Annotated in this window: 11 protein-coding genes; 2 read left to right on the top strand and 9 right to left on the bottom strand. The window is 66.8% G+C overall.

The features are described from left to right. From ACLP4W_RS26385 to ACLP4W_RS26395, 3 genes are all read right to left on the bottom strand, one after another. Nucleotides 1-276: acetolactate decarboxylase (locus tag ACLP4W_RS26385; RefSeq protein WP_442390328.1), on the bottom strand; the 276-nt coding region annotated here is incomplete at its 3' end. Between the two features lie 20 nt (nucleotides 277-296). Further along, nucleotides 297-1,979: an acetolactate synthase AlsS gene (alsS, locus tag ACLP4W_RS26390; protein ID WP_442390329.1), complete on the bottom strand. Its 1,683-nt coding sequence runs from the start codon at nucleotides 1,977-1,979 to the stop codon at nucleotides 297-299. A gap of 38 nt (nucleotides 1,980-2,017) precedes the next feature. Beyond that, a complete protein-coding gene (locus tag ACLP4W_RS26395) occupies nucleotides 2,018-3,610 on the bottom strand; it encodes a Na+/H+ antiporter (RefSeq protein WP_442390338.1) in 1,593 nt (530 codons plus the stop codon). A gap of 229 nt (nucleotides 3,611-3,839) precedes the next feature. On the opposite strand from ACLP4W_RS26395, the gene ACLP4W_RS26400 reads away from it, so the two are divergent. Beyond that, a complete protein-coding gene (locus tag ACLP4W_RS26400) occupies nucleotides 3,840-4,274 on the top strand; it encodes a protease inhibitor I42 family protein (protein ID WP_442390330.1) in 435 nt (144 codons plus the stop codon). A 54-nt stretch (nucleotides 4,275-4,328) separates the two neighbouring features. Here ACLP4W_RS26400 and ACLP4W_RS26405 read toward each other — a convergent pair whose 3' ends face one another. The 4 genes from ACLP4W_RS26405 to ACLP4W_RS26420 form a co-directional block, all read right to left on the bottom strand. Next, nucleotides 4,329-5,372 carry a tocopherol cyclase family protein gene (locus ACLP4W_RS26405; RefSeq protein WP_442390331.1) on the bottom strand — a complete coding sequence of 348 codons (1,044 nt, stop codon included), beginning with the start codon at nucleotides 5,370-5,372 and terminating at the stop codon, nucleotides 4,329-4,331. A gap of 24 nt (nucleotides 5,373-5,396) precedes the next feature. Beyond that, nucleotides 5,397-7,235, bottom strand: a complete 1,839-nt coding sequence (locus tag ACLP4W_RS26410; RefSeq protein WP_442390332.1) for an AMP-dependent synthetase/ligase — start codon at nucleotides 7,233-7,235, stop codon at nucleotides 5,397-5,399. A gap of 98 nt (nucleotides 7,236-7,333) precedes the next feature. After that, nucleotides 7,334-8,113 (bottom strand): SDR family NAD(P)-dependent oxidoreductase, encoded by a 780-nt coding sequence (locus ACLP4W_RS26415; RefSeq protein ID WP_442390333.1) that lies wholly within the window; start codon nucleotides 8,111-8,113, stop codon nucleotides 7,334-7,336. Nucleotides 8,114-8,122: 9 nt separating this feature from the next. Further along, nucleotides 8,123-8,551, bottom strand: coding sequence for a DUF1707 domain-containing protein (locus tag ACLP4W_RS26420; protein ID WP_442390334.1), 429 nt, complete (start codon nucleotides 8,549-8,551; stop codon nucleotides 8,123-8,125). A 61-nt stretch (nucleotides 8,552-8,612) separates the two neighbouring features. On the opposite strand from ACLP4W_RS26420, the gene ACLP4W_RS26425 reads away from it, so the two are divergent. Continuing rightward, nucleotides 8,613-9,230, top strand: coding sequence for a TetR/AcrR family transcriptional regulator (locus ACLP4W_RS26425; RefSeq protein WP_442390335.1), 618 nt, complete (start codon nucleotides 8,613-8,615; stop codon nucleotides 9,228-9,230). Here ACLP4W_RS26425 and ACLP4W_RS26430 read toward each other — a convergent pair. Together ACLP4W_RS26430 and ACLP4W_RS26435 are read right to left on the bottom strand one after the other, a co-directional pair. Next, complete coding sequence (locus tag ACLP4W_RS26430) at nucleotides 9,227-10,501, bottom strand: alpha/beta hydrolase fold domain-containing protein (protein ID WP_442390336.1); 1,275 nt, start codon at nucleotides 10,499-10,501, stop codon at nucleotides 9,227-9,229. The two genes, ACLP4W_RS26425 and ACLP4W_RS26430, sit on opposite strands and share 4 nt — an antisense overlap. A 9-nt stretch (nucleotides 10,502-10,510) precedes the next feature. Beyond that, nucleotides 10,511-10,699: hypothetical protein (locus tag ACLP4W_RS26435; protein ID WP_442390337.1), on the bottom strand; the 189-nt coding region annotated here is incomplete at its 5' end.

Here is a 10,699-nt window from a genome sequence, read left to right on the forward strand (position 1 = left end):
CGCCCGGGTGGCGGTTCCGTCCGCGCGCAACCGATAGCAGACGCCGTCGAGGATGACCATCTCGCCATCAAGGTGATTGAAGGTGCCCAGGCCGAAGTCGCCGTGCCGCAGGATGTCGGCGACGGTGGCGTCGCCGTCGTAGACGCCGTCGAGCAGGGCACTGATCGTCGAGAATTGAAACACCTCATCGTCGTGGCCGGCCGCAGGCTGTCGCTGCCTGAGAAGCGTTGCCGCCCAATCGCGGAAACGCTCATACGCGCCGGTTGCGTCGTTCATGATGGTGCCGCCTTCCGGGTCTATTCGAAGGTGTCGTCGTGCAGGTGTGCGGCGAGGTCGGTATTGCGGCTGTAATCCACAGGAACATCGATCAGGGACGGCCCCTCCTCGGCCAGCGCTTGGCGCACCGTGGCCCTGAAATCGTCCAGGGTCTCCACCCGGTAACCGCGGGCGCCGAAAGCCGCTGCGTAGGAGACGATGTCGTAGTCTCCGAGTTGCACGCCGGATTTGCGTTTGTACTTGAGGACTTCCTGAAAGCCCACCATGTCGTAGCTGTCGTCGCGCAAGATGATGTGGGTGAACGTCAAACCCAGACGGGTCGCGGTCTCGAGTTCCTGGGCGGAGAACAGGAATCCGCCGTCTCCGGAGACGGACACGACGGGAGTGCCGGGCCGCACCAGGCAGGCGGCCATCGCCCACGGCAGGGCGACGCCCAGGGTCTGTTGCCCGTTGGAAAAGAGCAGCCGTCTGGGCTCGTAGACGCGGAAATGGCGGGCCATGTAGATGTAGACCGAGCCGATGTCGCAGGTGATGGTGGCGGTGTCGTCGAGTTCTTCACGTAGCCGCAGCACGACGGCGACCGGGTTGAGCCCGGGGCCGTCGGGAATGTGGTTGCGCGCGGCGACGTCGATGTCGGCCAACGCGTTTCGCTGCGTGGCGATCTCGGCCCGATAGTCGTCGGTGAGGGCGAGACCGGCCAGGCTGTCGGTCAAGGCCGTGAGGGTGGCCGCGATGTTGCCCCGCAGTTCCAGCGTCGGCTGATAATGGTTGTCGATGTCGGCGGGAACGGAGTCGATATGCACGACGGTGCGCGTGACTTCGCTGTTCCACATCACCGGGTCGTATTCGACGGCGTCGTATCCGATGGCGATCAAGACGTCGGCCTGGGCGAGGATGACGTCGCCGGGCTGGTTGCGGAATAGTCCCACCCGGCCGAGGAAGTGGTCCTCCAACGCGCGGGAAATCACCCCGGCGGCCTGAAAGGTTTCCACGACGGGCAGCCCCGTTGCGGCGACCAGGGTACGCAGCGCCTGGCAGCTGTCCGGGTCGGCGCCGCGGTTACCGACCAACAGCGCCGGTCGGTGCGCGGCGCGGATCAGCTCGCTTGCGCTACTGATTGCGGCCCCGGGGGCGGCCGCCAGCGGTGGGACCGGCAGCCGCGCCGTGATCCCCGCCGCCGTCGGAGCCGCCAGAACGTCGGCGGGCAGCACGACGGCGGCCGCCCCGCGCGGGTCGCTGACCGCGGCGCGAAACGCGCCGATGGTGGCCTCGGCGGCGTTGTCGGGGTCGCTGATCTCGCCGGTGAACTTGGTGACCGTCCTGAGCAGTGCAGCGGCGTCCATCGACTGATGGGCGCGTTTAAGCCGGTCCTCGCGGCTCACAGCACCACACAGCGCGACCACCGGATCCTGTTCGGTGTTGGCGGTGAGCAGACCGGTGGCGAGATTGGTGGTGCCGGGTCCGGAAGTCACCAGCACCACACCCGGGTTACCGGTGAGGCGACCGATCGCCCCGGCCATGAACGCCGCGTTTTGTTCGTGGCGGCAGACGATCAGCTGCGGGCCGCCGTCGACCAGGGCGTCGTAGACGGCGTCAATCTTGGCGCCGGGTACGCCGAAGATGTACTCGACGCCCTGCGCCGAGAGCACGTCGACGATCTTTTGCGCGCTGCGCACGGGTTGATCGGGGGTTGTCGAGACCATGCAGTCAGTCTGGTCGCTGGCGCCGCAATCCGCTCCACTCAATCGCTGTCGGCGGAGTCGAGGAGTTGCACTTCCTCGAGGTCCATCTGGGCTTGCAACTCGCGCAGCACGATGTCGTCGATGAGATTCTGGTTTCGCAGCGCGGTGATTTCCCGGCGTTTATGTTCGAGCACGCCCAGACGAACCCGCCGGACCTTCTCCTTGCCCTTGACCAGGCGGTTGTCCGCGGAACCGTCTTCGGTGGCCCTGACCAGCGCCGCGGTTTCTTCATATTCCTTTTGCAGCCGCCGCAGCAGGTCCTCGCTGATACCGACCTCGCCGGCGACCACCGGCAAGGCATCGAGAGCGGCTTGAACACCCCGAATGCGGGCCAGTTGCAGCTCCTCGGCGTGGGACACGTCGTCGGGCATCCGGGCCCAGCGGACCACCGCCGGCAGCGTGGTCCCCTGGACCAGGACCGTCACCAGAATGACGACGGTCACGATGAAGATGAGCAGGCTGCGGTCCGGGAATGGCGCGCCGCTCAGCGTGGCCGTCGGGACGGCGAGCGCCGCGGCGAGCGAAACGGCTCCGCGGAATCCCGCCCAGGCGGTGACGAAGCGCTGACGCCAGGTGCCGCGACGGGTGCGCTGCACGTCGCGGCGATCCAAGAGACGGAGCAGCCAGGTGGTGATTTCCCCCCACACGATCCGAGACGCGATCACGACGCCGGTGACCGCGAGCGCGATGTAGGCGGCGTGGCCCAGTCCGCCGTCGACGTTGTAGATGCCGCGCAGCGCGCCCGGGATCTGGACTCCTACGAACACCCACAGCGAGCCGTTGAGCAGGAATGTCGCGATGTCCCAGAATCCAAAGGCCTGCAGACGGGAACGAGCCCGGATCACCACCGGCCCGGCGTACGCGAGCACCAGAGCCGACACCAAGACCGCGACCACTCCGCTGCAGTCCATCGCCTGGGCTAGCAGGAACGCCGCGAACGGCGTCAGCAGGCTCAATGCTCCTTCCTCTTGCGGTGCGTCGATTCGCTTGCGGAATAGGGTCACCAACCCGCCGACCAGTAGCCCGGCGGCGATGCCGCCGAGGTAGGACCCGATAAACCGGACGACCAAATCGGAGGGGCCGATCGCGGCACCGCCGATCGCGACGTGGACGGTCACGGCGAACAGCACCAGCGCGGTGCCGTCGTTGATGATGCTCTCGGCTTTCAGCACGGTGAGCGATCGGCGCGGCAAGCGTTTCGCCAGGCCGGCCACGGCGGCGGCGTCGGTCGGCGACAGCACGGCACCCAGGACCGCCGCCGCGTGGGATTCCATGCCCATCGCCCGCGCCGTCCACGACACTGCCACCGCGGTGGCGATCACCAGGGCGACACTGAGGAGAACGATGATGCGCGCGTTCTGGCGGATCTCGCGAAAGCTCGTGTTCAGGCCCTCCCAGTAGAGGATTGCCGGCAGGAACAGCAGCAGCACGAGCTCGCCATTGATGTGGACATGAGCGAAACTGGGGATCAGACCCAGCAGGGCTCCCAGCAAAATGAGCAGCACCGGGGGACCCACGCTGTAGCGCCGGCCGATGACCGTCCCCACGATGACGGTGGAAACGAGCGCAACGATGAGGACAAGCCCAAACACCCAGCCCATCCTGCCGGACCTGTGCCCGATTCGCGCGGTGGCCACATCTGTCACGTGAGCACCGTCAGAGGGGCACCACGTGGATCTCAAAAGTGATAGCGCATGCGATATCGCAACGCGCAGTCGGGATGGCCGCGGCCGCTTTGGGTACACCAAAACCCCAGCTCACCGCCGGTCCTCAGGCCGACCTGGAATATTAGGCTCCGGAGCGGATTGAAGGGGGAATCACGTGAACATCAGGCTGCTGTTGGCAGTCGTCGTGCTCATTGCATCAGCGGTGTCGGGCTGCCATTTCGCCTCTAGGAACCCACCGACGAACAAGACCCTCCAGGTCTCGATGGACGACGTGCTCAGGCAGAGCGTCATCACGCAGGACGTCACGCTGCCGGTCGGCAACACGCTGACGGTGAAGTTGGGCTCGAATTACTCCACCCCGTACCGGTGGGCGCCTGATACGAAGATCGGCGATTCGACGATCGTGAAGCAAACGGGTCACCGGTTTGTGCAACCGACCTCCGACGCGCTGGGAGCGCCCGGCACCGAGGTGTGGACGTTCGAGGCTTTGCAGCCGGGGACGACGACGATCACCACCTCTTACGCCAGCATCGTGGGCAAGGACGCCAAACCGGCTTGCACGTATACGGTGAGCGTGACGGTGCAGTAAACCTCTCCGGCGACCCACCGCGCACGGCCAGCGCTCGGGCTACGGTCCGGGGGCTCACCCGTCTGGCCAGCCAGCGCCGTTTCCCGATACTTGGCTGACAGCCGGCCGGGTGCCAATTTCCAGACCGGCGAGCTCGCAGGTGCCGTCGAACACGACCCGGCCGAACTTACGCACCGTGCAATGAAGTCGACCGGCAAGATGCTCGAAGTCGGTGTGGACGTTGCGCCGTTCCGCGGGTAGTGGGACCGGCAGGACGTGTGGGTCCAGGTGAGTGCCGTCTGCGTCCAGCTCGATCTGGTAGCGCGGTGTGCGGGCCGACACGGTCCAGCGTCCGTCGGTGACGTGCGATCGCACCAGCGCCGGCGGCGTCATCCGGATCACCCGGTCACCGAGTCGCACTACCACTCCGGTGACATCCCGGCGGATCGGGCCGAGCTCAAGAAGGCCACCCGAGAACGCGACCGAGACGTCAGCGCCGCCGAAATCGTGGGCCTGACCCCACCACCAGCGCTCGGGAAAGCCCGTGCCCCAGTTCCGTTCGGCGTACAGCAGGGCGCCATCGAACGACCAAGTGTCTCCATCTAATCTGACTGTGCCGCTTGCCTTTCCGCCAAGGCGGTAGGGGTGCCAGTATTGGTTGAGAAGGGGAATCGACGAAAAGATGCCGCCGCCGCCGAAGGCCTTGGGCCATTCGAATGAATCGGCAAAACGCAAATCAAGGTGGATATCGTCGAGGTCGATCCGGAGCTGACCGATGCCCGCCTCCAAACGCTCCATCGGGCCGGTCCCGGCATGCACTGAGAAGAGGGACGATTCGGCTTCGGCAGCGTCCAAGGCCGCGGAGCGCACGACGCCGCCGGGGTGCAATGCGACCGCGACCGTGGCCCAGTCCCCGTCCCGGTTCCGGTTTACGCTGCACAGGGCGACGACGACGCGACCCGAGGCGGAATCGGTGAGGCGCCAGAACCAGCCCTCCATTTCGCACCCATGCGAAGGCACTGGATCGCCGAAAGGCACATCGGCGCCCGTGCGCCGATACGCATTGATCAGTGGCCTGGCGGCGCCCCCTGCTATCCATCGCAGGTACGAAGCGGTCATAGCTCGGGTGCTCGGATTCGAAGGTCAGCCAGGCAAGTTGATGACGTCCGGCCCCGGCGTCGCGGCGTAGAGGTTGTCGATCGCCGCGGCATACTTCTCCGCGATCGGTCTCCGTTTGAGTTTCATCGTCGGGGTGAGCTCGTCTCCGCCGGCTTCCCACGGGGTGCCGACGATGAGGAACCGCTTGATCTGCTCGACGCGGGAAAGTTTGGAGTTCCCTTCGCGGACAGCGGCGGTGAGCAATTCCCTTGCCTCGGGACGTTGCGCGAAAGCGGCGGCCGACGGGTCGGAAATGCCGAGCGCCGCCGCCTCTGCGGCGGCGGCCTCGCTGTCGAGGGCGATGAGCGCCGTCACGTAGGGCCTGGCATCGCCGACGGCCACCACCTGGTCGATCAACGGGGACGTGGCCTGGACGGCCATCTCGATGTTGGTGGGGGAGAGATTCTTTCCGGATTCGTTGACGAACAAATCCTTCTTGCGGTCGACGATGGTGACGAAGCCTTGTGCGTCGATGGTGCCGATGTCGCCGGTATGCAGCCAGCCGTCGGCGTCGATCGCTTCGGCGGTCTTCTCCGGCTGCTGCCGATAGGCTCGCATCACGACCGGCCCGCGTATCAGCAGTTCGCCGTCGTCTGCCACCGAGATCTCGACATTGCGCAGCGCCGGCCCGACCGAACCGACCTTGTTGGAGCCCGGCCGGTTGGAGGTCGCACCTCCCACACACTCCGACTCGCCCCACACTTCGTAGACGGGAATGCCCAGACCCCAAAAGAATTCGATTGTTTCGACCGGTATGGGGGCGGCACCGGTTACTCCCCAGCGCAACTGGTCCAGGCCTAGAGCGGCACGCACCTTGGCCAGCACGAGGCGGTCGGCGACCGCGCGGCGAAGGGCAAGCGACGGGGAGAGCGACTTGCCCGCCAAGGTATGCCGGGCGGCCTGTACACCGGTGTCGACGGCCCACAGCGCCAACCGGCGCTTGAGCCCGGTCGCCTCGGCGTCAAGCTTCGTTTCGATCCCGGCTTTAACCTTGTGCCACACCCGCGGCACCCCGAGAAACACGGTGGGACGAGCATCCGGCAGCGCCTCCGCGATCGCCCTGGGGTCGTCGACGTCAGTCACCGGCACCCCCAGGACCATGTTGGCGTAGTGCCCGGTCACGCGGTCGGCGATGTGCGCATGCGGCAGGTAGGAGACGATCCGGTCGGTTGCCTGCAGCTCGAGAAGGTCGACTATCGCCGAGAACTCGGCCATCACGTTGGCGTGGGTGAGCTCGACGCCCTTGGGCGGGCCGGTGGTTCCCGAGGTGTAGATGAGCGTCGCGAGGTCGTCCGGCCGTACCGCCCGCCACGTCGAATCGAAATCGAAATCGGCTCTGGCTCCAGCGGATTCGAGGTTTTCGAGGGTGTCGCAGCCATCGACACCGGCGTCGACGACGATCACGTGGGCGAGGTCAACCCCGGCCGCCCTGATAGCGGGCAGAAAGTCTTTTTCGGTGAACACGATCTTGTTCTCGGCATTGGTGAACAAGTACCGGATCTGGTCCGGCGCCGAGGTGTTGTAGATCGAGAATGGGGCCGCGCCGAGATGCATGATGGCGGTGTCCGCCAAATGGAACTCCGGACGGTTGCGCAACATCAGACCGACCGTGTGGCCGCGTTCGACACCCAGTGCCGCCAGCCCGGCGGCGATCTTGCGTACCCGATCGGCGTACTCCCGCCAGGTGAGGACGGTCTCGTCACCGACCGTGCGGATGGCCACCGAGTCCGGCTTCAAAGCCGCGGTCTGCTGAAATGCCTGCGGCAGCGTGGACACCGTCACTCCGCTTTGGTGTTGAACCACCGTTGGGTCGCCCTCGGTCATATTCTTCTCGCTTCCCGTGCCATCACCACAGCGGCCACGGGAGACGTTAGTTGATGATCGGTCGCGTCCGACAGCCTTTCCCTGTCATGTCTACCCGCTCAGGCCGCGTCGGCGGGCCGCAGCATGCGGCCGGTGACAAGCGCCGAGAGCGAACCGGGTGCCAGCCGGCCGAAGCTGGACGTCAACCGGTTGCGCCATCCCGGAACGGCCACGGCGTGGCCGCGGTCCAGGGCGCGCAGCCCGGCGGCCACCACGGGTTCGGGGTCGGCGAGGTGTCGATAGATCGCGGTGTGCGAGACATCCGATTCGAGCGCGTCGACGAATCCGGTGCGGGTGGGCCCGGGGCACAACGCGGTCACGGTGACACCTGAGCCGCGGGTCTCCGCCCACAGGGCCTGGCTGAGCGACAGCACGAACGCCTTCGAGGCGCCGTAGGTGGCCTGATAGGGGCCGGGCTGAAACGCGATGGTGGAGGCCACGTTCAGGATGCCGCCGCGGCCGCGGGCCAGCATGCCCGGAAGCACCGCGTGGGTCAGCCGCACTAGCGCGTCGACGTTGACCGCCACCAGCTCGTGTTCGCGACCGGCGTCGAGCTCCGCGAACGGGCCGTAGGTGCCGAACCCGGCGTTGTTGACCAGCACGTCGATCTCCCGCCCGCCGAGGTGGGCCACCAGGGCATCGACGCCGTCGCCGGTGCCCAGGTCACCGACGACCAGCTCGACATTCGGGGCGGTCCGGTCGACCTGTTGGGCCACCGCTTTCAGACGAGTCTCGTTGCGCCCGGCGAGCACCAAAGAATGGCCACGCTTCGCGAGCTGGTCGGCGAAGATCGCGCCCAATCCCGAACTGGCACCGGTGATAACGGCCTGTTTTGACATCGTGACTCCTTATTTTCCAATAGTTTTCGTAACCGGCCGGACGGCCAGGGCATGGCTGACGAGGCCGATCGCGGCACCGAGGATGGGCCATATCGGCCAGAAGTACGACGCGCCCGTCGTGACGGCGACCGCCGCCCAGACGGTGAGCACGACGACGGTCATCGCCAGGTAGGCGGCGAGGTGAATGCGCACCCCGAGGCGGGCTGCTGCGATGCGCGCGGCGCGGCGGCGAGGATCGGCACGCCGGATGCGATCCAGCGGCAGATCGGCGACGAGTTCCCTCAGTTCCCCGGTCGTGTGCGTCTGGAATACCGCCTGCACCCGCTGCTCGTATTCGTCGAGCTCCAGGTAGCGCTGCGCGAGCGCTTGGCCCAGGCGCGCGGCCGTCTTCTCCCGGTCGCGGTCGCCGGCGCGGTCGGTGATGAGTTGCTGGTCCATTTCCGCTCCTTCCGCAGATGTGAATAGCATTAACATAGACCGGAATGTTAATGTCGTCAACATGGCACCAAAGACCACTGCGGCGCGTCGGGGCAGCTACCACCACGGCGATCTCAAACGAGCGCTGACCAGCGCCGCCCTGTCGCTGGTGGCCGAGAAGGGGCCGAAGGGCTTCACCCTGACCGAGGCGGCACGGCGCGCCGGCGTCAGCGCCGCGGCGCCGTACCGGCACTTCGCCGACAAGGCCGAGCTGCTGGCCACCGTCGCCGAACAGGGATTCCGTGACCTGCACGCCGAGCTGGCCGCGGCCGCCGATGCCACACCGGAGCCGAAGGACCGGGTGGTCGAACTCGGCCGGGTTTACGTGCGCTGGGCCATCGCCCATCCGGACCACTACCAGGTCATGTTCGGGGCCGAGAACGTAAAGGCGGACCACCCGAGCCTGGAGGCTGCCGCAGAGCAGGCGTTCGGCGACCTGCTCGACGCGATCACGAGGTGCCGGGAGGCGGGGATCGCGGGGATCGTCGAAGGCCAAGACCCGCGCGAGATGGCCGCGCCGCTGTGGTCCCTGGTGCACGGCGTCGCCTCGCTTGCCATCGGTGGCGAACTGCGCGCCGTCGGCATTCGGCAGGACCCGGAGGCCATGATTTCCGCCGTGGTGGCCCGGGTGCTCGGTTAGGCCACGTTGGCCTGGCGTTGTGTCGCGTAGACCTCGGCCAGGAACTGCTCGACGGCGACCGCCGCGTGCGCCGCGCGGGCCGAGCCGAAGATGTCGAAAGCGTGCTGGGTGTAAGGCAATTCGGCGTACACGACGGGCTGCGTGCTGACCTGCCGCAGCTTGGCGACGAAGTCACGCGCCTGCTCGACGTAGGCCAGCGAGTCGTTTCTGCCGTGCAGCACGAAAAACGGGGGAGCGTCGGCATTTACGTGGTGTATCGGCGACGCGGCGACAAACGTCTGCAGGTGCGTCGAGGGCCGTTGTTTGATAATCGATTTGACGAGCAGCCCCGGCATCATCGCATGCATCGAGTCGTCGAGGCGGGTGAAGTCGTAGATGCCGTAGAACGGCACGGCCGCCTGCACCCGGGTGTCGGCGTCTTCGAATCCGGGCTGGAACTGCGGGTCGTTGGGCGTCAGCGCCGCCAGCGACGACAGGTGGCCGCCGGCGGAACCACCGGTGATGGCGATGAAGTCGGGGTCGCCGCCGTATTCGGCGATGTGTGCCTTGACCCACGCGAGGGCGCGCTTGACGTCGACGATGTGGTCGGGCCAGGTGTTGCGCGGGCTGTGCCGGTAGTTGATCGCCACGCAGATCCAGCCCAGCTCGGCGAGGTGGCTCATCAACGGATGTGCTTGTCCGCGTTTGTTTCCCGTCGTCCAGGCGCCGCCGGGGATCTGGAAGAGCACCGGCGCCTTTCCGTTCGGATCGAGATCGGGACGCTGCCAGATGTCCAGGTGGTTGGCGCTGCCGAATTCGCCGTAGCTGATGTCGGCGTCGTGGGCGTAGTCGCGGTAAATCCGCCACATCCGCAGCAGTCCCGGCGTCTTGGCGGTGCCGACACCGGCCGGCCGGCGCCACAGACCCGCTGACTCGGTGCGGCGATCCGGTCCCAGGCCGTCGTCCAACGCCTCGCCCAGCGGGACATTGGCCTTGTGGCCGGCGCGGCTGAAGTTCAACAAACCCAGTGCCGAGACGCCCGCGACCAGCCACGCGATGGTTCGCACCGGCCGGGTGAGGCGGCGGGCCGTCAATGCCAGCCCGCCGAGCTGGCTCACCAGCGTCTGCAGCGGCAGCTCGGTGACGACCAGGCCGAACGTCCACGAGTACAGCGACGGGAATCCGCTGCGCGCCAGCGGTCGGTAGGCGTTGAGGGTGGACGTGGCGGTAACCGCCGTCACCCCCAGCGACCCTATTTGCCGGATGATGTGGATGAGTCGAGCTGTCCGCATGCGGTCACCTTATGCGGGAGGGAGAGTCTGCAGCAGGGCACGTCCCCTGGCGAGCCGCAGCTCGGTGAGGAACGCCTCCAGTGGCGCGGTGTCGCGGGCGGTGCTTTGTGCGTTGATGATGGCCAGGATGCGGCCGGTCCCGATCTGGACGTGGTAGTCGGCCTGGTCGGGGTGCTGCAGTTGGGTCGCGCCGACGGC

It is taken from the genome of Mycobacterium sp. (genome assembly GCF_052145595.1).
Lineage (GTDB): Bacteria > Actinomycetota > Actinomycetes > Mycobacteriales > Mycobacteriaceae > Mycobacterium.

Coding starts and splice junctions, on each gene's coding strand:
- ACLP4W_RS26410 (WP_442390332.1), bottom strand. CDS start 7,235: ATGACCGAGGGCGACCCAACGGTGGTTCAACACCAAAGCGGAGTGACG.
- alsS (WP_442390329.1), bottom strand. CDS start 1,979: ATGGTCTCGACAACCCCCGATCAACCCGTGCGCAGCGCGCAAAAGATC.
- ACLP4W_RS26430 (WP_442390336.1), bottom strand. CDS start 10,501: ATGCGGACAGCTCGACTCATCCACATCATCCGGCAAATAGGGTCGCTG.
- ACLP4W_RS26415 (WP_442390333.1), bottom strand. CDS start 8,113: ATGTCAAAACAGGCCGTTATCACCGGTGCCAGTTCGGGATTGGGCGCG.
- ACLP4W_RS26405 (WP_442390331.1), bottom strand. CDS start 5,372: ATGACCGCTTCGTACCTGCGATGGATAGCAGGGGGCGCCGCCAGGCCA.
- ACLP4W_RS26420 (WP_442390334.1), bottom strand. CDS start 8,551: ATGGACCAGCAACTCATCACCGACCGCGCCGGCGACCGCGACCGGGAG.
- ACLP4W_RS26425 (WP_442390335.1), top strand. CDS start 8,613: ATGGCACCAAAGACCACTGCGGCGCGTCGGGGCAGCTACCACCACGGC.